Origin of the sequence: Pseudomonas asplenii, assembly GCF_900105475.1 — a bacterium.
GTDB lineage: Bacteria > Pseudomonadota > Gammaproteobacteria > Pseudomonadales > Pseudomonadaceae > Aquipseudomonas > Aquipseudomonas asplenii.
Window position 1 is genome coordinate 6,490,048 of sequence record NZ_LT629777.1, and the last position, 25,792, is coordinate 6,515,839.

Below are 25,792 nucleotides of genomic sequence, written 5' to 3' on the forward strand. Positions count from 1 at the left end.
GGATGGCAATGGCCGCCCTGCAAGGTTGGCGGCGGGTTGTCATCAAAGTTGGGGGCTGTGACGAGGATTTCAAGTGCCCGGCAACGCTTCCTCGATCTTGAAATGGGCGCGGGCGGTGGCTATCGGTTCGGCCTCGGTACTCTGCCAGGCGGTCACCGCCACATTCGCCACCCGCCGCCCCTGGCGGCAGACCTGGCATTTGGCGTAGGTATCGCGAAACTGCCCGGCGCGCAGGTAGTCGACGGAGAAATCGATGACCTTGGGCGCCCCGGGCGAACCGGTGAATACCAGCAGATGCAACGCCGCCGCCAGCTCCATGAAACCGGCAATGACCCCGCCATGGATCGCCGGTAATAAAGGGTTACCAATATTGTCCTTGTTCGCTGGAAGGCAGAACAGCAACTCATCACCGAGCCGTGAGCACTCGATACCGATCAGCTTGGCGTAGGGAATCCGTTGCAGGAGCTGACCGTAGTCGCCTTGTTGGTGGGCACGCTGGAGTTGTTCCTTGAATGCGTTGCTCATGCCACACCGCCGCTGATCGAATTGCCGAACGCCAGGCTGCCCCTGATGCCTTTGCCCATGCGCATGAAGGTACCGACCACGTGGGCGATGGGGTTGTCCGGATCGTCCTGGTAGGCATGGCCTCGAGCAAAGATGATATCGCGGGTCACCCGGTAGCATTCGGCATAACCATGGACGTCCTTGCCGGGCTCGGCCGGGTGCATGTAGTCGATGCGCAGGTCGAGGGTCGGGCAGACTTCGAATTCGGGCAGGACACACAGGGTTGCCATGCCGCAGGCGGTATCCATCAGCGAACTCAAGGCCCCGCCATGGATAAGACCGTTCTCGGGGTCGCCGACGATTTTTTCGCTATAGGGCAGGATCAGGGTCACTCCCCGGCCATCGATATCATGCAGTTGCAGGCCGAGGACCTGGCAATGCCGCAGAGCACTGAGAAAACGCGTGGCGCGCTCAAAGACGGCGGTTTGGCTCATGAATGACAATCCTCGTCGGGTGGCTGGCAACGCCAAATTATGGACACTGAAAAAAGTTCCGCACTTCAAACACTTATATATCTTTGGAAATAAAGGAACTTAAGCCATGGCTGAGCGTTCAAAAGGCCAGTAGTCACTATTTCCACAAAGGAGCAACAACCCCATGCGTAAGACTTTAGCTATTGCCTTGATGCTGACCGCTTCCTTGGGTCTCGCTGCCTGCGATAAAAAATCCGAGGACAAAGCTCAAGACGCAAACCAACACGCCGAGCAAGCTCAGCAAAAAATGAACGAAGCTCAGGATAAAGTGAACGACGCCGCGAAGGAAAACGCCGAAGCTGCCAAAGCTCAGGCTGAATCGAACAAGGCGGCCGCCGAAGAAAGTGCCAAAGAGGCTACCGGTTCTTGAGTCACTGAAGTTCCTTCTACAGAAGAACTTCGATAGCAAAAATAAAGCCCGCCCTGAGCGGGCTTTATTTTTTGCGCGATTGATTCCTGGCCAGGGTGGGTTATTTCAAGCCATGAATAACCGATACGAGGTACAGGGATTTTTATATAAGTCCCGAAGAAGCAAAAAGCCCCATGTCGCATCCGACACAGGGCTCTTCGTTTTATCCACATCCCGCTCATGACAGGCCAGACAAGCCACTCAAATCAGGCAATCGCCTCGCTAGGCTTGCCCAACATCCGGTCGATGACCACAGCCACCACCAGCATCACGACCGACGGCACCAGCCAGGCCAGCCCCTGCTCACTCAGCGGCAGGTGGGACAGTTGCGAAGGCAACCAATCCGCCAGCCCCGCACCCTTGAGCGCATCGATCATGCCGAACAGCAGCGACACCAGCATCACCGGCCCCACGATCCGCCCTTGCGAACGCCAGAACGACTGGCAGAAGCTCAACGCCACCAGCGCGATGCACGGTGGATAGATCGCCGTCAGCACCGGAATCGAGAACGCAATCAGCTTGGTCAGCCCCAGGTTCGACACCAGCAGCGAAAACGCCGCCAGGATGATTACCAGGGTCTTGTACGACAGCGGCAGAACCCGGCTGAAATACTCGGCACAGGCGCAGGTCAGGCCAACCGCCGTCACCAGGCACGCCAGCGAAATGAGCACCGCGAGGAAGCCGCTGCCCAGCGAACCGAAGGTGTGCTGCACATAGGCATGCAGGACTGCCGCACCATTGGTGGCGCCAACCGCCACTTCATGGCTGCCCGCCCCCAGGCGGAACAGGCTGATGTACACCAGCGCCAGGCCAACGCCGGCAATCAGCCCGGCGATGATCGCGTAGCGGGTGATCAACCGTGGCGATTCGACGCCACGCGAACGGATGGCGTTGACGATAACGATACCGAACACCAGGGCGCCCAGGGTATCCATGGTCAGGTAGCCATTGATGAACCCCTGGGAGAAAGGTGCTGCGACGTACTCGGGGGTAGCCGTGCCGATATCACCGGCTGGCAAGGCGAAAGCCGCGATGCCCAGTACCGCCAGCGCAATGATCTTCAGCGGTGCGAGGAAACGCCCCACGGTATCCAGCAAACGCCCTGGATACAGGGAGATGAAGAACACCAGCAGGAAGTACACCGAACTGTAGAGGAACAGCGCCAGCGGGCTTTCACCGGTCAGCGGCGCCAGACCCACTTCGAAGGACACCGTCGCGGTGCGTGGCGTGGCGAACAGCGGACCGACCGCCAGGTAGCAGACCGCCGCCAGCAGGCCGCCGGCGATCTTGCCAATCGGGCTGCTCAGGTCGTCCATGGCACCACCGACCTTGGCCAGCGCCACGACAGTGATCACCGGCAGGCCGACGGCGGTGATCAGGAAGCCCAGCGCCGCCATCCAGACATGGGGACCGGACTGCAGACCAACGATTGGAGGGAAGATGATGTTGCCGGCCCCGACGAACAGGGCAAACGTCATAAAGCCCAGTGCCAGGATGTCCTGGCCTTTCAACACTTTCATTTAAGGAAATACCACACTGCTGAATCGGAATTTAGAGGGGGATTTCCCGTAGGGTTAGGGAAATGCTGTCGACCCGTATGAGGTTGACCCGTTTAGCGCGTCGATCCCTTTTGGGGAGCGAACACAAAATGGCTGCCAGACTAACGAATTTGCGCGCGAAACGCACTGTTAGAGGGCATATTGTCCGATAAGCGACATTCTCTTGTCGCGTTTTCATATGATTTTTTTATTGTCTGGGCTGGCCTCCTGGCCCCCAGAAAGCACAAAGGCCACCCGAAGGTGGCCTTTGCCTGAAGCAGGAAGTCAGCCGAAGCTTACTTCTTCACTTCCCAACCGGTCAGCTCGGCCAGGGCCTTGCCGATATCGGCCAGCGAACGCACGGTTTTCACACCAGCGTCTTGCAGAGCAGCGAATTTCTCGTCTGCAGTGCCTTTGCCGCCGGAGATGATTGCACCGGCATGGCCCATGCGCTTGCCCGGAGGAGCAGTCACACCCGCGATGTAGGAAACAACCGGCTTGGTCACGTTAGCCTTGATGTAGGCAGCCGCTTCTTCTTCAGCCGAACCGCCGATCTCGCCGATCATGACGATCGCTTCGGTCTGCGGGTCTTCCTGGAACAGCTTCAGGATGTCGATGAAGTTCGAACCCGGGATCGGGTCACCACCGATACCAACGCAGGTCGACTGGCCGAAACCGGCGTCGGTGGTCTGCTTCACAGCTTCGTAGGTCAGGGTGCCGGAACGGGAAACGATACCGACCTTGCCTGGCAAGTGGATGTGACCTGGCATGATGCCGATCTTGCACTCGCCCGGAGTGATCACGCCTGGGCAGTTAGGGCCGATCAGGGTAACACCCAGCTCGTCGCACTTGACCTTGGCATCCAGCATGTCCAGGGTAGGAATGCCTTCGGTGATGCAGACGATCAGCTTGATGCCGCCGAAGGCTGCTTCCAGGATCGAGTCCTTGCAGAAAGGTGCTGGAACGTAGATCACGCTGGCGGTGGCGCCAGTGGCTGCTACAGCGTCTTTCACGGTGTTGAACACTGGCAGGCCCAGGTGCTCGGTGCCGCCTTTGCCCGGAGTGACACCACCGACCATCTTGGTGCCGTACTCGATCGCTTGCTGGGTGTGGAAGCTACCCTGCGAACCGGTGATACCCTGGCAGATAACCTTGGTGTCTTTATTGATCAGGACGCTCATTATTTGCCCTCCGCAGCTTTGACAACTTGTTGAGCAGCGTCGGTCAGGCTGGTAGCAGCGATGATGTTCAGACCGCTTTCTGCCAGTACTTTAGCGCCCAGTTCAGCGTTGTTGCCTTCAAGGCGCACAACAACCGGGATTTTCACGCCAACTTCTTTCACGGCGCCGATGATGCCTTCGGCAATCATGTCGCAACGAACGATGCCGCCGAAGATGTTGACCAGTACTGCAGCGACGTTGGTGTCGGACAGGATGATCTTGAACGCTTCGGTTACGCGCTCTTTGGTAGCACCGCCGCCCACGTCGAGGAAGTTGGCTGGCTTGCCGCCGTGCAGGTTGACGATGTCCATGGTACCCATGGCCAGACCGGCACCGTTGACCATGCAGCCGATGTTGCCTTCCAGCGCGACGTAGTTCAGTTCGAACTTGCCAGCGTGGGCTTCGCGCGGATCGTCCTGGGACGGATCGTGGAAGGTTTTCAGCTTAGGCTGACGATACATGGCGTTGGCGTCGATGTTGATCTTGGCATCGAGGCAGTGCAGATCGCCGTCGGCCTTGATCACCAGCGGGTTGACTTCCAGCAGGGCCAGGTCATGGTCCTGGAACAGTTTGGCCAGACCGACGAAGATCTTGGCGAACTGAGCAACCTGCTTGCCTTCCAGACCCAGCTGGAATGCCAGCTCGCGACCCTGGAATGGCTGAGCGCCAACCAGTGGATCGATAGTGGCCTTGAGGATTTTCTCAGGGGTGTCGTGAGCGATTTTCTCGATGTCCACGCCACCTTCGGTGGAAGCCATGAACACGATGCGACGGCTCGAACGGTCAACGACAGCGCCCAGGTACAGCTCTTTAGCGATATCAGTGCACGATTCAACCAGGATCTTGGTGACCGGCTGACCATTGGCGTCAGTCTGATAGGTCACCAGACGCTTGCCCAGCCACTGCTGTGCGAAGGCTTTGGCGTCTTCTTTGCTGCGAACCAGCTTGACGCCGCCCGCTTTACCGCGACCACCGGCGTGAACCTGGGCTTTGACTACCCACTCGGAACCACCGATCTTGTCGCAAGCTTCTGCTGCTTCTTCCGGGGTGTCTACCGCGTAGCCTTTGGATACTGGCAGGCCGTATTCAGCGAACAGCTGCTTACCCTGATACTCGTGAAGATTCATGCTTTTTACCGTCTTCGTTAGGTACTGCGCGTTCGGTGCTGCACTGATGACCAGGGCCGCACCACCTGTGACTGCTGCTTGCATCGCCTTCCGGTTGCCCGGTACAACGACGCAAGACTGCGTCCAGCGGATGTTCCGCGGTGAGTCTTGCGCACAAGGCTCACGACGGGCAATCCGCCGTGGTTTCTTATTATCCTCAGGCTCTATACGCAAACTGCCTGCGCGACGATCATGCTGCGTTAAAAACAGGCTCGCAATGCTCATGTAGGTCCCTACACTCCGCTTGCTCACCTGTTTTTGCCTTGCCTGATCGCCGCTCGGCGAGTTTGCGAACAGACCCTAGCGTTTTTTCTTGTTGGCAATGTGGATGGCACCGCCATTCACTGCCAATGCTGCTTCGTGCAACGCTTCGGACAGGGTCGGATGGGAGAAGACCATCATGCCCAGGTCTTCGGCGCTGGTGCCGAATTCCATACCGATCGCGCCTTGCTGTACCAACTCGGCAGCGCTTGGGCCAATCACGTGGACGCCCAGTACGCGGTCGGTCTTGGCATCAGCGATGACCTTGACGAAACCGCCGGTATCGTTGGCTGCCATGGCACGGCCACTGGCGGCGAACGGGAAGGTGCCGACGTTAACTTCAACGCCCTCAGCTTTCAAGGCCTGTTCGGTTTTACCGACCCATGCGATTTCCGGGTGAGTGTAGATAACCGACGGGATCAGATCGTAGTTCATCTGGGCCTTGTGGCCCTTGATGCGCTCGACCACCATGATGCCCTCTTCCGAGGCCTTGTGTGCCAGCATCATGCCGCGAACCACGTCACCGATGGCGTAGACGCCCGGTACGCTGGTGGCGCAGTGATCGTCAACGAAGATGAAGCCGCGCTCGTCGAGGTTCACGCCGCTATCGGCAGCCAGCAGGTCGGTGGTCACGGGACGGCGACCGACGGCCACGATCAGCTTGTCGAAGGTGATGGTCTGTTCGCCGTTGGCGTCAGTGTACTTGACCAGGACTTCTTCGCCCTTGACCTCGGAACCGGTGACGCGAGCGCCCAGCTTGATGTCCAGACCCTGTTTGGTCAGGGTTTTCAGGGCTTCCTTGGAAACTGCGGTGTCGGCAGCCACCAGGAAGGTGTCCAGGGCTTCCAGGACGGTCACCTGGGCACCCAGGCGGGACCACACGGAACCCAGTTCCAGACCGATCACGCCAGCACCGATCACGCCCAGGCGCTTCGGTACGCTCTGGAATTCCAGGGCGCCGGTCGAATCGACGATCACGTTCTGGTCAACCGGAGCAGGCGGGATGTCGATCGGACGCGAGCCTGGAGCCAGAATCACGTTCTCGGCTTCGATAACCTGCACGACGCCATCGGGACCGGTCACTTCGACTTTCTTGCCGGCCAGCAGCTTGCCGTGGCCCTGGATCGAAGTCACGCCGTTGGCCTTGAACAGGGTGGCAACACCGCTGGTCAGGTTCTTGACGATGTTGGCCTTGCGACCAACCATCGCCGCGACGTCGATTTTCACGTCGCTGGCGGTGATGCCGTGGATGCCGAACGCATCCTTGGCTTCGTGGTACTTCCAGGAGCTGTCCAGCAGCGCCTTGGAAGGAATGCAGCCAACGTTCAGGCAAGTACCGCCGAGGGCCAGCTTGCCCTCTTTGTCCTGGTACTTCTCGATGCAGGCAGTCTTGAGGCCAAGTTGCGCAGCCTTGATGGCAGCAACATAGCCGCCAGGACCCGCACCGATCACTACCACGTCGAATTTCTGAGTCATGTGTCATTCCTTATCGAATCAAACCGGACGGTTCCTTTTGGGAACCGTCGTGGGATGGAGCTGATCATGTGTGCGCAGGCGGGTTCGAACACCTCGCCTGCGCCGACGGCAATCAGATATCCAGCAACAGACGAGCCGGGTCTTCCAGCAGGTTCTTGATGGTGACCAGGAAAGACACGGCTTCCTTGCCATCGATCAGGCGGTGATCGTAGGACAGTGCCAGGTACATCATCGGCAGGATAACGACCTCACCCTTGACCGCCATCGGGCGCTCATTGATGTTGTGCATGCCCAGGATGGCCGCTTGTGGCGGGTTGACGATTGGCGTCGACAGCAGAGAACCGAATGTACCACCGTTGGTGATGGTGAAGGTGCCGCCGGTCATTTCGTCGATCGACAGTTTGCCATCACGTGCCTTCTTGCCGAAGGTGGCGATGCCGTTTTCGATTTCGGCCAGGCTCATCAGCTCGGCGTTACGCAGGACCGGTACCACCAGGCCACGGTCGCTGGAGACCGCTACGCCAACGTCGGAGTAGCCGTGGTAGACGATGTCGCCGCCGTCGATGGAAGCGTTGACCGCCGGGAAGCGTTTCAGCGCTTCGGTGGCCGCCTTGACGAAGAACGACATGAAGCCCAGGCGCACACCGTTGTGGCTCTTCTCGAACAGATCCTTGTACTTCGAACGCAGGTCCATGATTGGCTTCATGTTCACTTCGTTGAAGGTGGTCAGCATCGCCATGTTCGACTGGGCTTCGACCAGACGCTTGGCCACGGTGGCACGTACGCGAGTCATCGGTACGCGCTTCTCGGTGCGATCGCCTGCGGCGAATACCGGCGCGGCAGCGGCAGGTGCAGCTTTCTTCGCGGCAACAGCTGCGACCACGTCTTCCTTGGTCACGCGACCGCCTTTGCCAGTGCCGGCAACGGAAGCGATGTTGATACCGTTCTCTTCAGCCAGCTTGCGGGCAGCCGGTGCAGCGATCGGATCGTCTTCGCCATCGGCGGCGGCAGGCGCGGCGGCCTGGGCAGCAGGAGCAGCGGCAGCAGCCGGAGCGGTGGCAACACCACCTTCCTCGATGGTGCCCAGCACTTGTGCGGACAGAACGGTGTCGCCTTCGTTGGCAACGATGGCGCCCAGGACGCCGTCGGCCTCAGCCAGGACTTCCAGTACTACCTTGTCGGTTTCGATGTCGACGATCAGGTCGTCGCGCTTGACCGCTTCGCCCGGCTTCTTGTGCCAGGTGGCAACGGTGCCATCGGCAACCGATTCCGGAAATTGGGGGGCTTTGATCTCGATAGCCATTATCTGTGGTTCCTTAAATTCGGTTTCAGGTGCGCGAGGCGTTAAACAGTAAAGGCATCTTGCAGCAGTTTTTCCTGCTGCTCAGCGTGCATCGAGGCATAACCACACGCCGGTGCAGCAGACGCGTCACGTCCTGCGTACTCGAGTACGAGGGACTTGTTGTGACCGCTGAGGATACGGCGGAAGTGATGCTGGCTGCTGTACCAGGCGCCCTGGTTCATCGGTTCTTCCTGACACCAGACCGCATGCTTGAGGTTGGTGTACGGCGCCAGGATTTCAACCAGATCGTCCTCTGGGAACGGATACAACTGCTCGATACGCACGATGGCGATATCGTCACGCTCTTCGGCACGGCGTTTTTCCAGCAGGTCGTAGTAGACCTTGCCGCTGCACAGAACGACGCGCTCGACCTTTTTCGGGTCCAGGGTGTCGATTTCCGGGATAACGGTCTGGAACGAGCCTTCCGCCAGATCTTCCAGTGTGGAGATCGCCAGTTTGTGACGCAGCAGCGATTTCGGGGTCAGCACGATCAGCGGCTTGCGCAGCGGACGGATGACCTGACGACGCAGCAGGTGGTAGATCTGAGCCGGGGTGGTCGGCACGCAGACCTGAACGTTGTGCTCGGCGCACAGCTGCAGGTAGCGTTCCAGACGAGCCGAGGAGTGCTCCGGCCCCTGACCTTCATAACCGTGCGGCAGCAGCATGGTCAGACCGCACAGGCGGCCCCACTTGTGCTCGCCACTGGTGATGAACTGGTCGATCACTACCTGGGCACCGTTGGCGAAGTCGCCGAACTGGGCTTCCCAGATCACCAGCGCGTTTGGCGTGGTGGTCGAGTAGCCGTATTCGAAGGCCAGTACCGCCTCTTCCGACAGGAACGAGTCGTACAGGTCGAAACGTGGCTGCTGGTCGTACAGCTTCTGCAGAGGGATGTAGGTGCTTGCATCCTTCTGGTTGTGCAGTACGGCATGACGGTGCGAGAACGTACCGCGGCCGATGTCCTGGCCGGTCATGCGGATCGGATGACCTTCGAACAGCAGGGTCGCGTACGCCATGGTTTCAGCGTAGCCCCAGTTGATCGGCAGGCCGCCGGCCTGCATCTTCTGACGGTCTTCGTAGATCTTCGCGACCTGGCGCTGGACCACGAAGCCTTCAGGCGTTTCCAGCAGCTTGGCGGACAGTTCCTGCAGGGTCTTGAGATCGAAACGGGTGTCGTGACGCGCAGTCCAGGCGTGGCCCAGGTAAGGACGCCAGTCGACGAACAGTTCCTTGTTCGGTTCCTTGACCAGGCTTTTCACCACGTGCAGGCCGTTGTCCAGAGCGTTGCGGTACTCGTCGACCTTGGCCTGGACACGTGCGTCGTCCAGCACCTTGGCCTGAACCAGACGCTCGGCATACAGTTCGCGGGTGGTGCGCTGCTTGGTGATCTGCTGATACATCAGCGGCTGGGTGCCGCTTGGCTCGTCGGCCTCGTTGTGACCACGACGGCGGTAGCAGACCAGATCGATGACCACATCGCGCTTGTACTGCATGCGGTAGTCGACAGCAAGCTGGGTCACGAACAATACGGCTTCCGGATCATCACCATTCACATGGAGGATCGGCGCCTGGATCATCTTCGCGACGTCGGTGGCGTACTCGGTGGAACGCGCATCCAGCGGGTTGCTGATGGTGAAACCGACCTGGTTGTTGATCACGATGTGGATCGTGCCGCCGGTCTTGAAGCCACGGGTCTGCGACATCTGGAAGGTTTCCAGAACCACGCCCTGACCGGCGAACGCTGCGTCACCGTGGAGGGAGATCGGCAGAACCTTGTCACCGCTGGCATCGTTGCGACGGTCCTGACGGGCACGCACCGACCCTTCGACCACCGGGGAAACGATTTCCAGGTGGGACGGGTTGAATGCCATGGCCAGGTGGACTTCGCCGCCGGTGGTCATCACGTTGGAAGAGAAGCCCTGGTGGTACTTCACGTCGCCGGAGCCCAGCTCAACCTTCTTCTTGCCTTCGAACTCGTCGAACAGCTCGCGCGGGTTCTTGCCGAAGGTGTTGACCAGTACGTTCAGACGACCACGGTGGGCCATGCCGATGACGATTTCCTTGACGCCGTAGGAACCGGAACGCTGGATCATCTCGTCCAGCATCGGGATCAGGCTCTCGCCACCTTCCAGACCGAAACGCTTGGTGCCCGGGTATTTGGTACCGAGGTATTTTTCCAAACCTTCAGCAGCGGTGACGCGCTCAAGCAGATGGCTCTTGATGTCCGGGGAGAACGCCGGACGGCCACGTACACTTTCCAGACGCTGCTGGAACCACTGGCGCTGCTCGGAGTCGACGATGTGCGTGAACTCGGCGCCGATGGTGCGGCAATATGTCTGCTGCAACGCTTCGTGAATTTCGCGTAGGCTCGCTTCCTCTTTGCCGATGAACAGGTCGCCGGCACGGAAGGTCGTATCAAGATCGGCATTGGTCAAGCCGTAATGATTGATCGACAGGTCAGCAGGTGCAGGACGCTGCCAGAGTCCCAGCGGATCGAGCTGGGATGCCTGGTGGCCACGCATCCGGAAGGCCTGGATCAATCGCAGCACTTCAACCTGCTTCTTCTCGTGCTCACTGCTCACGCTACCGGCGGAAACCGGTTGGGCGCGGCGCTGGTTCTTTGCCAGCAGCACGAAATGATCGCGAATCGTCGAGTGCGATACATCAGTGGCAGAGTTGCCATCGGAAGGCAACGTCTGAAATTTGGTGCGCCATTCTTCTGGCACAGCGTTAGGGTCGTGCAGGTAGAGCTCATAGAGCTCTTCCACATAGGCTGCGTTACCACCTGAAAGATAGCCGCTTTCCCACATGCGCTGCATCACGCTTTCTTGCATGCTTGGTCACCCTCGGTTAGGGGACACCATCGGCGAATACACCAAGCACGCTTGAAGCAATCGCAATACAGCGACCAAAACAAGCCACTCAGAATCACGCTGATAGTCCGGGTACCAGCCCGGATGCCCCTGCTGGTCTTCATTTCTTCAAAATAAGAGCAACCGCTTTGTAAGCCATTGCTCTGGTTAAACTGCGGCGCCGGTTGAAGCCTGCGCCGCAGCCTCTACGGGTGTTGCGGTCCTACGGTTGCAACAACTGAATCACACGCCGCTCTGCAGCAACATGTTACGGATGTGACCAATGGCCTTAGTCGGGTTCAGGCCTTTGGGACATACGTTGACGCAGTTCATGATGCCGCGGCAGCGGAATACGCTGAACGGATCATCGAGCGAAGCCAGACGCTCGGAAGTCTTGGTGTCGCGGCTGTCTGCCAGGAAGCGGTAGGCTTGCAGCAGGGCGGCCGGGCCCAGGAACTTGTCCGGGTTCCACCAGAAGGACGGGCAGGACGTCGAGCAGCAAGCGCACAGGATGCACTCGTACAGGCCGTCGAGCTTCTCGCGTTCTTCCGGCGACTGCAGACGCTCGATGGCCGGAGCCGGCGTATCGTTCTGCAGGAATGGCTTCACCTTCTCGTATTGCTTGTAGAAGATGCTCATATCGACGACCAGGTCACGGATAACCGGCAAACCTGGCAGCGGACGAACGATCAGCTTGTTGCCCTTGACCACGGCAGACAGCGGCGTGATGCAGGCCAGGCCGTTCTTGCCGTTGATGTTCATGCCATCAGAGCCGCAGACGCCTTCACGGCAGGAACGACGATAGGAGAACCCTTCGTCCTGTTCCTTGATCAGCGCCAGTACGTCCAGCACCATCAGGTCCTTGCCACCGGTATCGACCTGGAACACCTGGGTTTTCGGTGCCGAGTCGGCGTCGGGGTTGTAACGATAAACTTCGACTTGCAACATAGCGGTCACCTTAATAAGTCCGGACTTTAGGTTCGAAAGTCGGAACAGTCTTCGGCGAGAAGTTCACGGCACGTTTCGCAACGCGTTTCTCACCCGGGAAGTACAGGGTGTGGCACAGCCAGTTTTCGTCGTCGCGGTCTTCGTAGTCTTCACGGGCGTGGGCACCGCGGGACTCTTTACGCACTTCTGCAGCGATGGCGGTGGCTTCGGCCACTTCCAGCAGGTTCTGCAGTTCCAGGGCTTCGATACGTGCGGTGTTGAATGCCTGCGACTTGTCGTTGATCTTGACGTTGGCGATACGCTCGCGCAGTTGAGCCAACTGGGCGATACCCTTCTGCATGTATTCGCCAGTACGGAATACACCGAAGTAGTTCTGCATGCAGCTTTGCAGCTCGCGACGCAGGGTAGCCACGTCTTCACCGTCTGTACGGCCATTCAGCGCGGACAGGCGTGCCAGGGCAGCCTCGATGTCAGCGTCGGTGGCGTCATCGTATTCGATGCCGTCGGTCAGGGCTTTTTCCAGATGCAGGCCAGCCGCGCGACCAAAGACTACCAGGTCGAGCAGCGAGTTGCCGCCCAGGCGGTTGGCGCCGTGAACCGATACGCAAGCCACTTCACCCACTGCGAACAGGCCAGGGATGATGGTGTCCACGCCTTCGGCGTTCTGGGTGATAGCCTGGCCATGAATGTTGGTGGGAACGCCGCCCATCATGTAGTGGCAGGTTGGAACGACCGGAACCGGAGCAACGACCGGGTCAACGTGAGCAAAGGTCTTGGACAGCTCACAGATGCCTGGCAGGCGGCTGTGCAGCACTTCCTCGCCGAGGTGGTCGAGCTTGAGCATCACGTGGTCGCCATTCGGACCGCAACCGTTGCCGGCGATGATTTCCTTCACCATCGAACGGGCAACCACGTCGCGACCGGCCAGGTCCTTCGCGTTCGGAGCATAACGCTCCATGAAACGCTCGCCGTGCTTGTTGATCAGGTAACCACCTTCACCGCGGCAACCTTCGGTTACCAGTACACCGGCGCCGGCGATGCCGGTCGGGTGGAACTGCCACATTTCGATGTCCTGTACCGGAACGCCTGCACGCAGCGCCATGCCGACACCGTCACCGGTGTTGATCAGGGCGTTGGTGGTGGACGCATAGATACGACCGGCACCGCCGGTGGCCAGTACGGTGGCCTTGGAACGGATGTAGCTGGTTTCGCCGGTTTCGATGCAGATGGCGATCACACCGACGAACGCGCCTTCCTGGTTCTTCACCAGGTCAACAGCATAGTACTCGTTCAGGAAGGTGGTGCCGGCTTTCAGGTTACCCTGGTACAGGGTGTGCAGCAGAGCGTGACCGGTACGGTCGGACGCGGCGCAGGTACGTGCCGCCTGGCCGCCCTTGCCGAAGTCCTTGGACTGACCACCGAACGGGCGCTGGTAGATACGACCGGACTCGGTACGGGAGAACGGCAGACCCATGTGGTCCAGCTCGAACACCGCGGCCGGGCCTTCCTGACACATGTACTCGATAGCGTCCTGGTCACCGATGTAGTCGGAACCCTTGACGGTATCGTACATGTGCCAGCGCCAGTCGTCGTTCGGATCCGCGGAGGCGATGGCGCAGGTGATGCCACCCTGGGCGGATACGGTGTGCGAACGGGTCGGAAACACCTTGGTGATCACAGCCGTCTTGTGACCGCCCTGGGCCAGCTGCAGCGCGGCACGCATGCCTGCGCCGCCGCCGCCAATGATGATGGCGTCGAAAGAAATCGTTGGAATGTTAGCCATGAATCAGATACCCCAGAGAATCTGCACACCCCAGACGAAGTACGCGAACATTGCGACGCCGCATACCACCTGGAACAGGAAACGCACTACAGTCGCGGACTTGCCGAACGCCATCGGCGTCAGGTAGTCGGTCGCGATGGTCCACATGCCGACCCAGGCGTGAGCGCCCAGGGCCACCAGGGCCAACAGACTGAAGATGCGCATCCAACCGTGAGAGAACAGCTCATGCCATTGGGCATAGCCCAGGCCCGGGTTGGCGATGATGTATCCGATCAGGAACAGAAAATATGCCGCGAGAACAACCGCCGACACGCGCTGTGCCATCCAGTCATAGAGGCCCGAACGCGAGAGGTTCGTGACGTTGGTTACCATATCCAAACTCCTGCCAGAACGATTACCACCACGGAAATGGCGATAACGATTTTCGAGCCCAGCTTGCCGCCTTCCAGCGTCTCACCGATGCCCATGTCCATGATCAAATGGCGCACACCGGCAACCAGGTGATACAGCAAGGCGGACAGGATGCCCCAAATCACTAGCTTGGCTAGCGGACTGGTCAGACACGCTTTCACCTGACCGAAGCCTTCCTCGGAGCTCAGCGACTTGTCCAATGCGTAGAGCATGATGGCCAGGCTGACAAAGAGGATGACACCGGAAATACGGTGAAGGATGGACGTGTAAGCAGTGACTGGGAGTTTGATGGTCCTTAGGTCTAGGTTTACAGGTCGTTGGCTTTTCACGGCTTTTTTCACACTGAAGAGCCCCTAACAATCAGGGCAAAGTTGTTGGGCAAGTGCACTGGTCAGGTACCCACCACCCAGGGAGTGACGACCCCCAATAAATCAGGCCCAAAAGCCCATGGCGGTCGGACGCCGAGTATAGACAGTTAGGCTACTAATGACAACGCAAAGGACTACCCCTAACGGTGCATTGCGTTAACCGGACAAAAGGCGTAAACAGCCGTCAATTTCGAGGAAAAATGCTGTTCAAAGCCTTCTGGCGTAAGACTTTTGGCAAATTGACTTTCGAATTTATCTCACTATAGTGGTGCGGGCCCTGCGTGGGGGGTCTGTCAGATGATTTCAAGCATAAATAGGAGGCCACATGGCTGACAAAAAAGCGCAGTTGATCATCGAGGGCGCAGCCCCCGTCGAGCTGCCCATTTTAACCGGCACCGTTGGTCCCGATGTAATCGACGTGCGGGGCCTGACGGCCACGGGCCGGTTCACATTCGACCCAGGCTTCATGTCGACCGCATCCTGCGAGTCGAAAATCACCTATATCGACGGTGATAACGGCATTTTGCTGCATCGTGGCTACCCGATCGAGCAACTTGCCGAAAAATCGGATTACCTGGAAACCTGCTACCTGCTGCTCAATGGCGAACTGCCAACTGCCGAGCAGAAGGCCCAGTTCGTCAGCAACGTCAAGAACCACACCATGGTGCACGAGCAGTTGAAGAGCTTCTTCAACGGCTTCCGCCGCGACGCCCACCCGATGGCCGTCATGTGCGGTGTAGTTGGCGCCTTGTCGGCCTTCTACCACGACTCCCTGGACATCAATAACCCGCAGCACCGCGAAATCTCGGCGGTCCGCCTGGTTGCCAAGATGCCGACCCTGGCAGCGATGGTGTACAAGTACTCCATGGGCCAGCCGATGATGTACCCGCGCAACGACCTGTCGTACGCGGAGAACTTCCTGCACATGATGTTCAACACCCCGTGCGAGATCAAACCGATCAGCCCGGTGCTCGCCAAGGCCATGGACCGGATCTTCATCCTCCATGCCGACCACGAGCAGAACGCCTCGACCTCCACCGTGCGTCTGGCGGGCTCCTCGGGTGCCAACCCGTTCGCCTGTATCGCCGCCGGTATCGCCGCACTGTGGGGCCCTGCCCACGGCGGTGCGAACGAAGCGGTACTGACCATGCTCGATGAAATCGGCGATGTCTCGAACATCGACAAATTCATCGCCAAGGCCAAGGACAAGAACGATCCGTTCAAGCTGATGGGCTTCGGTCACCGGGTCTACAAGAACCGCGACCCACGCGCCACCGTGATGAAACAGACCTGCGACGAAGTGTTGAAGGAACTGGGCATCAACAACGATCCACAGCTGGAACTGGCCATGCGCCTGGAAGAGATCGCCCTGACCGATCCGTACTTCATCGAGCGCTCGCTGTACCCGAACGTCGACTTCTACTCGGGGATCATCCTCAAGGCGATCGGCATTCCAACCAGCATGTTCACCGTGATCTTCGCCCTGGCGCGGACCGTCGGCTGGATCTCCCACTGGAAGGAAATGCTCTCCAGCCCTTACAAGATCGGCCGTCCACGTCAGCTGTACACCGGCTACGAGTCGCGCGACATCACCAAGCTGGAAGACCGCAAGTAAGATCTGTCTTGCGTAACACCTGCGCTGCAGCGGAAACGGCCTCTATCTAGAGGCCGTTTTCATTTGTGTGTCCCGTCCTGAATAAGGTCTACACCTATTTCAGGACTAGACAGTGCCCTCTGGCTGGCCTGCATTGCCTGGACCGCTGCGAAAGCGCCCTCAAAGCCACCTACCCTCTTCCCCAATAAAAATGCCCCGGTCTTTCGACCAGGGCATTGGCTTGCTCGCTACTTATATATAAAAGCCTATACAAATTCTCAGTGGGAAACCGCCCCGCTCGCCCCCAGACCGGTCTGCGAACGCACGAACTGCGGGAAGAACAGCGCCCGCTCGTTTTCCGCCGCGGCCGACTTGTCAGTGATGGAGAAGAACCAGATCCCGACGAAGGCGATGGCCATCGAGAACAGCGCCGGATACTCGTAAGGGAAGATGGCCTTTTCATGGTGCAGGATCTGCACCCAGATGGTCGGACCGAGGACCATCAGCCCTACCGCACTGAGCAGACCCAGCCAGCCACCGATCATCGCCCCACGGGTGGTCAGCTTCTTCCAGTACATGGAGAGCAGCAGCACCGGGAAGTTGCAACTGGCGGCAATCGAGAACGCCAGACCCACCATGAACGCGATGTTCTGGCTTTCGAAGAGGATACCCAGGCCGATCGCCAACACACCGAGTGCAACGGTGGTGATCTTCGACACGCGGATTTCGTCCTTCTCATTGGCCTTGCCCTTGCGCAATACGCTGGCATACAAGTCGTGGGAAACCGCCGAGGCACCCGCCAGGGTCAGGCCGGCAACCACCGCGAGAATGGTCGCAAAAGCCACCGCCGAAATGAACCCGAGGAAGATGCTGCCGCCCACGGCGTTAGCCAGGTGCACCGCCGCCATGTTGTTACCGCCCAGCAGGGCACCTGCCGCATCCTTGAACGCCGGATTGGTGCTGACCAGCAGGATCGCGCCAAAACCGATGATAAAGGTCAGGATGTAGAAGTAGCCAATGAAGCCGGTCGCGTACAGCACGCTCTTGCGAGCTTCCTTGGCGTCGCTCACGGTGAAGAAGCGCATCAGGATGTGAGGCAGGCCAGCCGTACCGAACATCAGTGCCAGGCCCAGGGAGAATGCCGAGATCGGGTCTTTCACCAGGCCGCCAGGACTCATGATCGCCTCACCCTTGGGGTGAACCTTGATCGCCTCGGAGAACAGCATGTTGAAGTCGAAGTTGACGTGCTTCATCACCATCAGGGCCATGAACGAGGCACCCGACAGCAGCAGAACTGCCTTGATGATCTGCACCCAGGTGGTCGCCAGCATGCCACCGAACAGCACGTAGAGGCACATCAGGATCCCTACCAGGATCACCGCCACATGGTAGTCCAGGCCGAACAGCAGCTGGATCAGCTTGCCGGCACCGACCATCTGCGCGATCAGGTAGAACGCCACCACCACCAACGAGCCACAGGCCGACAGCGAGCGGATCTGAGTTTGCCCGAGGCGATAGGAGGCCACGTCGGCAAAGGTGTATTTACCCAGGTTGCGCAGGCGCTCGGCGATCAGGAACAGGATGATCGGCCAGCCCACCAGGAAACCGATGGAGTAGATCAGGCCGTCGTAGCCCGAGGCATACACAAGCGCGGAAATCCCCAGGAAGGAGGCCGCCGACATGTAGTCGCCGGCAATCGCCAGGCCATTCTGGAACCCGGTGATCTTGCCGCCCGCCGCGTAGTAGTCGGCTGCCGACTTGTTACGTTTGGACGCCCAGTAGGTAATGCACAGGGTTGCACCGACAAACGCGATGAACATCACGATGGCCGAGACATTGAGGGGTTGCTTGTGGACTTCGCCGGTCAGCGCGTCGGCTGCCCAGAGCGCGGGGGCGAAGGCCATGAAACCCAAGGCTGCGGATAGACGCCGGATCATTGCCGAGCCTCCTTGAGGATTTCATTGTTCAGGTCGTCGAACTCGCCATTGGCGCGACGCACGTAGATTGCCGTAAGAATGAAGGCCGAGACGATCAGACCGACGCCCAGCGGTATCCCCCAGGTAATCGACGAGGTCGGACTGAGCTTGGCGCCCAGCACCTGCGGTCCATATGCAATCAGAAGAATGAAACCCGAGTACAACCCGAGCATGATCGCCGAGAGAATCCAGGCGAATCGTTCCCGTTTCCTGACCAGCTCCTTGAAACGCGGACTGTTCTGGATCGAGAGGTAAATGCTGTCGTTCATTGTTTTTATCCTCGCAGCACAGATGAGATGAAACATTTTTTACTTTAGGCGGCTGTGAAAGGGAAACCAGACGACCTTAGTATTAGAACGACATTAGTTCAGTTCTACGCTCTTGGCCGCCGCGCAGACAAATGTTCAACGAACAGAAACACGAAGGCCGTCAGGCGAAAACGCCGGACGGCCTTGGGTACCGCGAGCTAGAGCTGTCGGGGGATTACTGGGTCCACTCGCTGACGCGTTCGGGGTGCTTGGCGACCCAGTCCTTGGCCGCCGCTTCAGGCTTGGCACCGTCCTGAATCGCCAACATCACTTCGCCGATTTCATCCTTGGATGCCCACTGGAACTTCTTCAGGAACGCAGCCACTTCCGGCGCCTTCTTGTCCAGCTCCTTGCTGCCGATGCTGTTCACGGTCTCCGCCGCGCCGTACACACCTTTCGGGTCTTCGAGGAAGCGCAGCTTCCACTTGGCGAACATCCAGTGCGGAACCCAGCCGGTGACGGCAATCGATTCCTTCTTCTCTTCGGCACGGGTCAGCTCGGCAATCATCGCCGCGCCCGAACTGGCCTGCAGCTTGTAGCCATCGAGGCCGTAATCCTTGATGGCCTGCTCGGTCTTGATCATCACACCTGAGCCGGCATCGATGCCAACGATCTTTTTCTTGAAGCTCTCATCGGTCTTGAGATCGGCGATGGAGTTGGCCTTGACGTACTCCGGCACGATCAGACCGATCTTGGCATCCTTGAAGTTGGGGCCGTAGTCGACCACCTTGTCCTTGTTCTTGGCCCAGTATTCGCCATGGGTCACCGGCAGCCAGGCGGAAAGCATGGCATCGAGCTTGCCGGTCGCCACGCCCTGCCACATGATCCCGGTGGCCACGGCCTGCAACTTCACGTCATACCCCAGTTTCTGCCTGATCACCTCAGCGGCCACGTTGGTGGTGGCAACGCTATCGGACCAGCCGTCGACGTAACCGATGGTCACGGTCTTGGTGTCGGCACTGGCCAGGCTGGAACTGATGGCAAGCACCAGAGCGGCACCTGCGCCTAAGAGTCGTCGCATCTTCATCGTTACTTCCCCGAAAGTGCTGCGCCCGGCGGATGCCGGACGGCCTCAACGTATAGTTATGGTGCACGGCGCCCCCTTCACGCCTCACGGCCAAACCCGTTCGATCATCAGTGGAGTACTGATACACCGATCATCAACCCAGCCCGTCGACCAACCTGATCTGACAGCGACCTCAAGACAGCGAGAAGCGACATCAGAAAGCCAGCAATCGCCCAGTTGGGAAAACACCTCATCCGACACCGACGACTTTGCATGACAAAATACTGCGCGAGCCCAAGGCCTGAGTAATTCCGGGTAATATGCCCGGCTTTGCTCCCAGATAGCCTGACCATGCCCGCCACCGCCCGCTTCCCGCTATTGCCTTATCTGTTCGCCTGCCTGCTGGGGCTCTTCGCCCTCTGCGGATTCTGGTATGGCCTCGGCCAGCCGGTGATCCTGCCCGATGCCGCGACCCCCACCCACAAGCTGCAATGCGCGTCCTATACACCGTTCGACAAGGATCAGTCGCCCTTCGACCAGCCGTTCAAACCACGCCTGGAACGCATGGACGCCGACCTGGCGTTGCTGGCGACGCGCTTCGAATGCATTCGCACCTACTCCATGACCGGCCTGGAAGCCATGCCGGAACTGGCGCGCAAGCATGGCTTGAAGCTGATGATCGGGGCCTGGGTCAACAGCAATCCGGTGGACACCGAAAAGGAAGTCGATGCCCTGATCGCCTCGGCCAATGCCAATGCCGACGTGGTCAGCGCGGTCATCGTCGGTAACGAAACCCTGCTACGCAAGGAAGTGACAACGGCCCAACTGGTCAGGCTGATCCACAAGGTCAAGGCCCATGTGAAGCAGCCAGTGACCTACGCCGATGTCTGGGAGTTCTGGCTCAGCCACCCAGAGGTGGCTCCCGCAGTGGATTTCCTGACCATCCACCTGCTGCCGTACTGGGAGGACGATCCGGCAGGCATCGACGCGGCCATCGATCATGTCGCGCAGATCCGCCAGACCTTCGGCAACCGCTTCGCACCCAAGGACATCCTGATCGGCGAGACCGGTTGGCCAAGCGAAGGTCGCCAACGGGAAACCGCACTGCCGAGCCGGGTCAACGAAGCGCGGTTCATTCGCGGTTTCGTCAACCTGGCCGAACAGAACGGCTGGCACTACAACCTGATCGAAGCCTTCGACCAACCCTGGAAGCGTGGCAGCGAAGGTGCGGTGGGCGGTTACTGGGGCCTGTTCGATGCCGACCGCCAGGACAAGGGCATACTGGCAGGACCTGTCTCCGACCTGCCGCACTGGCCACAATGGCTGGCATTCGGCGCCGTACTCTTTGTCGCCACCCTGTTGATCGGTGGGCGTGTGCGCAGCACCCGCAGTGCCCTGCTGCTACCGCTGCTCGGTGCGCTGGCCGCCTGTTCCATCGGCGCCTGGGGCGAACTGGCACGGGTGACCAGCCGTTCTACCGGCGAATGGCTCTGGGCCGGCCTGCTAGTGGGCCTGAACCTGCTGGTACTGGCCCATGCGGCCTTGACCCTGGGCAATCGCTCGGGCTGGCGCCAGGGCGCCTTCGAATGGTTGGAGCAGCGTTCCGGCTGGCTGCTGGCAGCAACCGGCTTCGCGGGAGCGGTGATGATGCTGGAGCTGGCGCTGGACCCGCGTTATCGCAGCTTCCCGAGTGCAGCACTGCTATTGCCAGCATGGGTATTTCTGCTGCGCCCGGTGCGCGCCCCACGGGGAGAGACCGCTTTGTTGGCCTTCATCATAGGCGCCGGCATCGTGCCGCAATTGTACCGTGAAGGCCTGCAGAACCCGCAGGCCTGGGGCTGGGCGGCGGTCAGCGTGCTGCTGGTCGTGGCGCTGTGGCGCAGCTTGCGTATTCGCCGCTGACTTTCAGGCTCACCACTCACCTGTGGGAGCCCGCTTGCTGGAGATCCGCCGCAAACGGCCATTCAATGAGATTGGCAGTGCCTGATACGCCGCTATCGCCAGCAAGCCGGCTCCCACAAGGTGGACTGCCCCCAAGGGTTGGATTAGTGTCCAACTTCTTGGGGCAGTCCAAGGCCAGTTTTTTGCATCCAACCGCTAGGCCGACCGCACCAGCCGCAAACCGGCGAGCACCACAGCGAACACCGCCAGGCTGGTGTTGTACAACGCCAGCGCCGGAAACCCGATCAGCAGCGCCAGTACCGCCAGCCCCCAACCCAGCCGACGCGGCAGCACGAACGCCAGCACCGCCGCGCCCAGAGCTATCCACCCCAGCACCTCGAAATGAATCAGCCAGCCCAGACTCGAACGCGCCTGGCATTCCCAGCGCAGCGCCTCATCGACACAGATACCGACCCACTGCCCATCCTCCATCAACCCATACCGCACGCCATAACTGGCAGCCAGCCACAGCGGCAGGACGATAAGCAGCAAAATCAGCGGCAAACGACGGGACATGAACGACTCCGATAGGCAAAAACGGCGCCCAGCATAATCGCCAAGGCGCCGCTTGCAAGCTTTAACAAGGGTTAACTGGTCAGCAAACTGCAGCAAAGTGTATCTTCTGTGAGCTATTGTCTGGATGAATGCACAGAGACTGGATTATTTCGTCTGTGGACATGGCACTTCGGCAGCACCCCAGTGGTCATAGCCTGCGACTCCCACTCCGCATTTCCTTCTAAAGGATGTAGTCATGCTCCATTCTCTGCGCCTCGCCACTTTTGTCGGCGGCCTCATTCTGAGTGCATCCGCGCTGGCCGTCGATGTCGACGCCGCCAGTTATGGCTACCCTTTGACCAACCCGTTCGAGGCGACCATCGCCACCACCCCGCCGGACCTGCGCCCGCAACTGCCCGACGACGACGATATCGACCAATCGGACTACAGCCTGCGATTGCGCCCGGAACGCGAGTTCATCCTCCCGGACAATTTCTGGGCCGTGAAGAAACTCACCTACCGCATCGCCCGTCAGGACCACGCCGCACCGCTGATCTTCCTGATCGCCGGCACCGGCGCGCGTTATGACAGCAGCATCAACGAGTACCTGAAAAAGCTCTATTACAAGGCCGGCTATCACGTGGTCCAGTTGTCGTCGCCCACCAGCTTCGACTTCATGAGCGCCGCCTCGCGCTTCGCCACCCCGGGGGTGACCCAGGAAGACGCCGAAGACATGTACCGGGTGATGCAGGCCGTGCGTGCGCAGAACCCGAAACTGCCGGTCACCGACTACTACCTCAGCGGCTACAGCCTGGGAGCGCTGGACGCAGCGTTCGTCAGCAAGCTGGACGAGACCCGGCGCAGCTTCAACTTCAAGAAAGTCCTGCTGCTCAATCCGCCAGTCAACCTCTATACCTCCATCACCAACCTCGACAAGCTGGTGCAGACCGAGGTCAAGGGCATCAACAACAGCACCACTTTCTATGAACTGGTGCTGGCCAAGCTGACCCGCTACTTCCAGCAAAAGGGCTACATCGACCTCAACGACGCCCTGCTCTACGACTTCCAACAGTCCAAGCAGCACCTGACCAACGAGCAGATGGCGATGCTGATCGGCACCTCCTTCCGTTTTTCGGCGGCGGACATTGCCTTTACTTCGGACCTGATCAACCGCCGTGGTCTGATCACACCGCCCAAGTACCCGATCACCGAAGGCACCAGTCTGACGCCGATGCTCAAACGCGCGCTGCAATGCGACTTCGACTGCTACCTGACCGAACAGGTGATCCCGATGTGGCGAGCCCGCACCGACGGCGGCAGCCTGCTGCAACTGATCGACCAGGTCAGTCTCTACGCGCTCAAGGACTACCTGCACGACAGCCCGAAAATTGCCGTGATGCACAACGCCGACGACGTCATCCTCGGCCCTGGCGACCTGGGTTTCCTGCGCAGCACCTTCGGTAATCGCCTGACTGTCTATCCGCACGGTGGCCACTGCGGCAACCTCAATTACCGCGTCAACGCCGACGCCATGCTGGAGTTCTTCCGTGGCTAAACATCTGATGCTGATCGCCGCCCTGCTCTGCGCCGGCTATGCCCAGGCCGACAACAGCAAGGCCCAAGCCCCGATAACGCCAGATCCGGACGGCTTCACCGAGCCGTTGAAGACGCTCAAGTTCAACCCGGGCCTGGACCAACGTGAATTCGAGCGCTCGACGCTCAACGCGCTGAATGTCTACGACCCGCTGGAGTCGTGGAACCGTCGCGTCTACCACTTCAACTATCGGTTCGACCAGTGGGTGTTCCTGCCGGTGGTCGACGGTTATCGCTACGTCACGCCGGGTTTTGTGCGCAGTGGCGTGAGCAACTTCTTCAGCAACCTGGGGGATGTGCCCAACCTGCTCAACAGCCTGCTCCAGTTCAAGGGCAAGCGCTCACTGGAGACCACCGGGCGCTTGCTGCTCAACACCACCATCGGCATTGCCGGCTTGTGGGACCCGGCGACCAAAATGGGCTTGCCGCGCCAAAGCGAGGACTTTGGTCAGACCCTGGGTTTCTATGGCGTACCGGGCGGTGCCTATCTGGTGTTGCCGTTCTTCGGTCCGTCCAACCTGCGCGATACCGGCGGCCTGGTGTTCGACTTCGCAGCAGAATCGCAGATCAACTTCCTCAACGTATCCCAGGCCAGCGAGAACCATCCGGAGATCTACCTGCTGCGCGCCGTCGACAAGCGCTACACCACCAGCTTTCGCTATGGCCAGTTGAACTCGCCGTTCGAATACGAGAAGGTGCGCTACGTCTATACCGAATCGCGCAAGTTGCAGATCGCCGAGTAAACCGGGAAGCGATAGAAATATCCCTTCCTCGCCAGCAAGGACGCGCCGAGACAATCTCTGGCGCGTCTTCAGGCACAGTCAACTGGCCGAAGCCGCCTGCAACATCACCGCCTGGGGCAGACCGAGAAACCGGCACAGCTCATCGCGCTTGGCCAAGGCGTCACGGCGCCCCAACTCGATCAGCTCGCTGCAATAACCGGCCTCGAACAACAGATAGCTGAGCACTCCGGCACCACTGGTCCGGGTCGCACCCGGGCCGCGCAGGAACAAACGCAACGCCGGCGGCAATTCGTGACGATGGCGTGCAGCGATTTCGTCGAGCGGCTGACTGGGGGCGATCACCAGCACATCCACCGGCGCCAGCCCCAGGCTGCGCGGCTGATGGGGTGGCAGCATGCGACCGAACTGATTCAGGCGCTGCAACAGTTCGATGTCGCTTTCCAGACTATCGATGAACGTACTGTTGAGCATGTGTCCGCTGATCTGCGCCAGACTCGGCTGCAGGCCCGTATAGCGCCGCTCGACGGCCTCCCGGGCGTCGAGGCCGCGCGAGTTGCCACTGACGCCAACCACCAGCACCCGAGTGGCGCCCAGGTGCAACGCCGGACTGATGGGGGCCGACTGCCGCACCGCGCCGTCGCCAAAATACTCAGGCCCCAACTTGACCGGTGCAAACAGCAATGGAATCGCCGAACTGGCCAACAGATGATCGACGGTCAATTCGGTCGGCACGCCAATGCGCCGATGACGCAACCACGAATCGATGGCACCCTTGCCCTGATAGAAGGTGACCGCCTGCCCCGATTCATAACCGAAGGCCGTCACCGCCACCGCACGCAGTTGCTGGTGCTCGATGGCCTGCGCGATACCGGGCAAATGGATTTTCTCGTCGAGCAGGTCGCGCAACGGCGAGCTGTTGAGCAGGGCCACCGGCACCTGGGCACCCAGGCCGAGCAGGCTGTGGCCAAAAAACCGCGTGGCCTGGTGAATCACTCCCGGCCAGTCGCTGCGTAGCACCCGATGGCTGCGAAAACCCTGCCAGAACGCACTCAGACGTTCGATGGCAGCGGTAAAGTTCATCGCCCCACTGGCCAGACTGACCGCGTTGATCGCTCCCGCCGACGTGCCGACGATCACCGGAAACGGGTTGCTCGTCCCCGGCGGCAGCAGCTCGCCAATCGCTGCCAGCACACCTACCTGATACGCGGCTCGTGCGCCCCCACCAGAGAGAATCAGGCCAGTCACCGGTTCAGTTGGGCTCATTCGCGACACTCCGTCAGTCAGCTAGCTACCTGATACACCAGGCCCTTCCCTGGCAGCAAGAG

Annotated in this window: 22 protein-coding genes; 5 read left to right on the forward strand and 17 right to left on the reverse strand. The window is 59.8% G+C overall.

The window, feature by feature from the left end:
* Positions 1-69: 69 nt before the first annotated feature.
* Together BLU37_RS28750 and BLU37_RS28755 are read right to left on the reverse strand one after the other, a co-directional pair.
* Positions 70-525, reverse strand: coding sequence for a PaaI family thioesterase (locus tag BLU37_RS28750; RefSeq protein WP_090210863.1), 456 nt, complete (start codon positions 523-525; stop codon positions 70-72).
* Positions 522-998: a PaaI family thioesterase gene (locus BLU37_RS28755; RefSeq protein ID WP_090210864.1), complete on the reverse strand. Its 477-nt coding sequence runs from the start codon at positions 996-998 to the stop codon at positions 522-524. The genes BLU37_RS28750 and BLU37_RS28755 overlap by 4 nt, the downstream gene beginning before the upstream one ends.
* Positions 999-1,161: 163 nt before the next feature.
* Between BLU37_RS28755 and BLU37_RS28760 the strand changes: the two genes are divergently transcribed.
* Positions 1,162-1,407 carry a hypothetical protein gene (locus BLU37_RS28760; RefSeq protein ID WP_010449061.1) on the forward strand — a complete coding sequence of 82 codons (246 nt, stop codon included), beginning with the start codon at positions 1,162-1,164 and terminating at the stop codon, positions 1,405-1,407.
* 245 nt (positions 1,408-1,652) lie between these two features.
* Here BLU37_RS28760 and brnQ read toward each other — a convergent pair whose 3' ends face one another.
* The 10 genes from brnQ to sdhC all read right to left on the reverse strand — a co-directional run bounded on the left by brnQ (position 1,653) and on the right by sdhC (position 14,784).
* On the reverse strand, positions 1,653-2,966 hold the full coding sequence (gene brnQ / locus BLU37_RS28765; protein ID WP_090210865.1) for a branched-chain amino acid transport system II carrier protein: 1,314 nt from the start codon (positions 2,964-2,966) through the stop codon (positions 1,653-1,655).
* 314 nt (positions 2,967-3,280) lie between these two features.
* Complete coding sequence (gene sucD / locus BLU37_RS28770; RefSeq protein WP_090210866.1) at positions 3,281-4,165, reverse strand: succinate--CoA ligase subunit alpha; 885 nt, start codon at positions 4,163-4,165, stop codon at positions 3,281-3,283.
* Entirely contained in the window at positions 4,165-5,331 is a 1,167-nt protein-coding gene (sucC, locus tag BLU37_RS28775) for an ADP-forming succinate--CoA ligase subunit beta (RefSeq protein ID WP_010449065.1), read from the reverse strand. Before sucC ends, sucD begins: the two co-directional genes overlap by 1 nt.
* 339 nt (positions 5,332-5,670) lie before the next feature.
* Positions 5,671-7,107, reverse strand: a complete 1,437-nt coding sequence (gene lpdA, locus BLU37_RS28780; RefSeq protein WP_090210867.1) for a dihydrolipoyl dehydrogenase — start codon at positions 7,105-7,107, stop codon at positions 5,671-5,673.
* Positions 7,108-7,219: 112 nt separating this feature from the next.
* Positions 7,220-8,410 (reverse strand): 2-oxoglutarate dehydrogenase complex dihydrolipoyllysine-residue succinyltransferase, encoded by a 1,191-nt coding sequence (odhB, locus tag BLU37_RS28785; protein ID WP_090210868.1) that lies wholly within the window; start codon positions 8,408-8,410, stop codon positions 7,220-7,222.
* Positions 8,411-8,451: 41 nt separating this feature from the next.
* Positions 8,452-11,283: a 2-oxoglutarate dehydrogenase E1 component gene (locus BLU37_RS28790; protein ID WP_010449075.1), complete on the reverse strand. Its 2,832-nt coding sequence runs from the start codon at positions 11,281-11,283 to the stop codon at positions 8,452-8,454.
* Between the two features lie 261 nt (positions 11,284-11,544).
* The gene (locus BLU37_RS28795) at positions 11,545-12,249 is read right to left on the reverse strand and encodes a succinate dehydrogenase iron-sulfur subunit (RefSeq protein WP_010449077.1); all 705 of its coding nucleotides are present in this window, start codon (positions 12,247-12,249) and stop codon (positions 11,545-11,547) included.
* Between the two features lie 10 nt (positions 12,250-12,259).
* Positions 12,260-14,032, reverse strand: coding sequence for a succinate dehydrogenase flavoprotein subunit (gene sdhA / locus BLU37_RS28800; RefSeq protein ID WP_090210869.1), 1,773 nt, complete (start codon positions 14,030-14,032; stop codon positions 12,260-12,262).
* A 3-nt stretch (positions 14,033-14,035) separates the two neighbouring features.
* Positions 14,036-14,404 carry a succinate dehydrogenase, hydrophobic membrane anchor protein gene (gene sdhD / locus BLU37_RS28805; protein ID WP_017127966.1) on the reverse strand — a complete coding sequence of 123 codons (369 nt, stop codon included), beginning with the start codon at positions 14,402-14,404 and terminating at the stop codon, positions 14,036-14,038.
* Complete coding sequence (sdhC, locus tag BLU37_RS28810) at positions 14,398-14,784, reverse strand: succinate dehydrogenase, cytochrome b556 subunit (protein ID WP_172833072.1); 387 nt, start codon at positions 14,782-14,784, stop codon at positions 14,398-14,400. Before sdhC ends, sdhD begins: the two co-directional genes overlap by 7 nt.
* Before the next feature lie 352 nt (positions 14,785-15,136).
* Here sdhC and gltA point away from each other — a divergent pair, with 352 nt between their 5' ends.
* Positions 15,137-16,426: a citrate synthase gene (gene gltA / locus BLU37_RS28815; protein ID WP_010449089.1), complete on the forward strand. Its 1,290-nt coding sequence runs from the start codon at positions 15,137-15,139 to the stop codon at positions 16,424-16,426.
* 257 nt (positions 16,427-16,683) lie between these two features.
* On the opposite strand, the gene BLU37_RS28820 is transcribed toward gltA, so the two are convergent.
* From BLU37_RS28820 to BLU37_RS28830, 3 genes are all read right to left on the reverse strand, one after another.
* Complete coding sequence (locus tag BLU37_RS28820; protein WP_090210870.1) at positions 16,684-18,342, reverse strand: cation acetate symporter; 1,659 nt, start codon at positions 18,340-18,342, stop codon at positions 16,684-16,686.
* The gene (locus BLU37_RS28825; RefSeq protein ID WP_010449093.1) at positions 18,339-18,650 is read right to left on the reverse strand and encodes a DUF485 domain-containing protein; all 312 of its coding nucleotides are present in this window, start codon (positions 18,648-18,650) and stop codon (positions 18,339-18,341) included. Before BLU37_RS28825 ends, BLU37_RS28820 begins: the two co-directional genes overlap by 4 nt.
* 214 nt (positions 18,651-18,864) lie before the next feature.
* Entirely contained in the window at positions 18,865-19,716 is an 852-nt protein-coding gene (locus BLU37_RS28830; protein ID WP_010449095.1) for a glycine betaine ABC transporter substrate-binding protein, read from the reverse strand.
* A gap of 330 nt (positions 19,717-20,046) precedes the next feature.
* Here BLU37_RS28830 and BLU37_RS28835 point away from each other — a divergent pair, with 330 nt between their 5' ends.
* Positions 20,047-21,597: a glycoside hydrolase family 17 protein gene (locus BLU37_RS28835; protein WP_090210871.1), complete on the forward strand. Its 1,551-nt coding sequence runs from the start codon at positions 20,047-20,049 to the stop codon at positions 21,595-21,597.
* A 195-nt stretch (positions 21,598-21,792) separates the two neighbouring features.
* Here BLU37_RS28835 and BLU37_RS28840 read toward each other — a convergent pair whose 3' ends face one another.
* Positions 21,793-22,152 (reverse strand): hypothetical protein, encoded by a 360-nt coding sequence (locus tag BLU37_RS28840; protein WP_090210872.1) that lies wholly within the window; start codon positions 22,150-22,152, stop codon positions 21,793-21,795.
* Positions 22,153-22,387: 235 nt separating this feature from the next.
* Between BLU37_RS28840 and BLU37_RS28845 the strand changes: the two genes are divergently transcribed.
* On the forward strand, positions 22,388-23,686 hold the full coding sequence (locus BLU37_RS28845) for a serine protein kinase PrkA (RefSeq protein ID WP_010449100.1): 1,299 nt from the start codon (positions 22,388-22,390) through the stop codon (positions 23,684-23,686).
* A gap of 7 nt (positions 23,687-23,693) precedes the next feature.
* Positions 23,694-24,467, forward strand: coding sequence for an MlaA family lipoprotein (locus BLU37_RS28850; RefSeq protein ID WP_408003692.1), 774 nt, complete (start codon positions 23,694-23,696; stop codon positions 24,465-24,467).
* 78 nt (positions 24,468-24,545) lie between these two features.
* On the opposite strand, the gene BLU37_RS28855 is transcribed toward BLU37_RS28850, so the two are convergent.
* Positions 24,546-25,730 (reverse strand): patatin-like phospholipase family protein, encoded by a 1,185-nt coding sequence (locus tag BLU37_RS28855; protein WP_090210874.1) that lies wholly within the window; start codon positions 25,728-25,730, stop codon positions 24,546-24,548.
* Positions 25,731-25,792 lie beyond the last annotated feature (62 nt).

Bases quoted from the DNA above. Each gene is read 5' to 3' on its own strand.
- BLU37_RS28750 (WP_090210863.1), bottom strand. From the start codon at position 525: ATGAGCAACGCATTCAAGGAACAACTCCAGCGTGCCCACCAACAAGGC.
- BLU37_RS28755 (WP_090210864.1), bottom strand. From the start codon at position 998: ATGAGCCAAACCGCCGTCTTTGAGCGCGCCACGCGTTTTCTCAGTGCT.
- BLU37_RS28760 (WP_010449061.1), top strand. From the start codon at position 1,162: ATGCGTAAGACTTTAGCTATTGCCTTGATGCTGACCGCTTCCTTGGGT.
- brnQ (WP_090210865.1), bottom strand. From the start codon at position 2,966: ATGAAAGTGTTGAAAGGCCAGGACATCCTGGCACTGGGCTTTATGACG.
- sucD (WP_090210866.1), bottom strand. From the start codon at position 4,165: ATGAGCGTCCTGATCAATAAAGACACCAAGGTTATCTGCCAGGGTATC.
- sucC (WP_010449065.1), bottom strand. From the start codon at position 5,331: ATGAATCTTCACGAGTATCAGGGTAAGCAGCTGTTCGCTGAATACGGC.
- lpdA (WP_090210867.1), bottom strand. From the start codon at position 7,107: ATGACTCAGAAATTCGACGTGGTAGTGATCGGTGCGGGTCCTGGCGGC.
- odhB (WP_090210868.1), bottom strand. From the start codon at position 8,410: ATGGCTATCGAGATCAAAGCCCCCCAATTTCCGGAATCGGTTGCCGAT.
- BLU37_RS28790 (WP_010449075.1), bottom strand. From the start codon at position 11,283: ATGCAAGAAAGCGTGATGCAGCGCATGTGGGAAAGCGGCTATCTTTCA.
- BLU37_RS28795 (WP_010449077.1), bottom strand. From the start codon at position 12,249: ATGTTGCAAGTCGAAGTTTATCGTTACAACCCCGACGCCGACTCGGCA.
- sdhA (WP_090210869.1), bottom strand. From the start codon at position 14,032: ATGGCTAACATTCCAACGATTTCTTTCGACGCCATCATCATTGGCGGC.
- sdhD (WP_017127966.1), bottom strand. From the start codon at position 14,404: ATGGTAACCAACGTCACGAACCTCTCGCGTTCGGGCCTCTATGACTGG.
- gltA (WP_010449089.1), top strand. From the start codon at position 15,137: ATGGCTGACAAAAAAGCGCAGTTGATCATCGAGGGCGCAGCCCCCGTC.
- BLU37_RS28820 (WP_090210870.1), bottom strand. From the start codon at position 18,342: ATGATCCGGCGTCTATCCGCAGCCTTGGGTTTCATGGCCTTCGCCCCC.
- BLU37_RS28825 (WP_010449093.1), bottom strand. From the start codon at position 18,650: ATGAACGACAGCATTTACCTCTCGATCCAGAACAGTCCGCGTTTCAAG.
- BLU37_RS28830 (WP_010449095.1), bottom strand. From the start codon at position 19,716: ATGAAGATGCGACGACTCTTAGGCGCAGGTGCCGCTCTGGTGCTTGCC.
- BLU37_RS28835 (WP_090210871.1), top strand. From the start codon at position 20,047: ATGCCCGCCACCGCCCGCTTCCCGCTATTGCCTTATCTGTTCGCCTGC.
- BLU37_RS28840 (WP_090210872.1), bottom strand. From the start codon at position 22,152: ATGTCCCGTCGTTTGCCGCTGATTTTGCTGCTTATCGTCCTGCCGCTG.
- BLU37_RS28845 (WP_010449100.1), top strand. From the start codon at position 22,388: ATGCTCCATTCTCTGCGCCTCGCCACTTTTGTCGGCGGCCTCATTCTG.
- BLU37_RS28850 (WP_408003692.1), top strand. From the start codon at position 23,694: ATGCTGATCGCCGCCCTGCTCTGCGCCGGCTATGCCCAGGCCGACAAC.
- BLU37_RS28855 (WP_090210874.1), bottom strand. From the start codon at position 25,730: ATGAGCCCAACTGAACCGGTGACTGGCCTGATTCTCTCTGGTGGGGGC.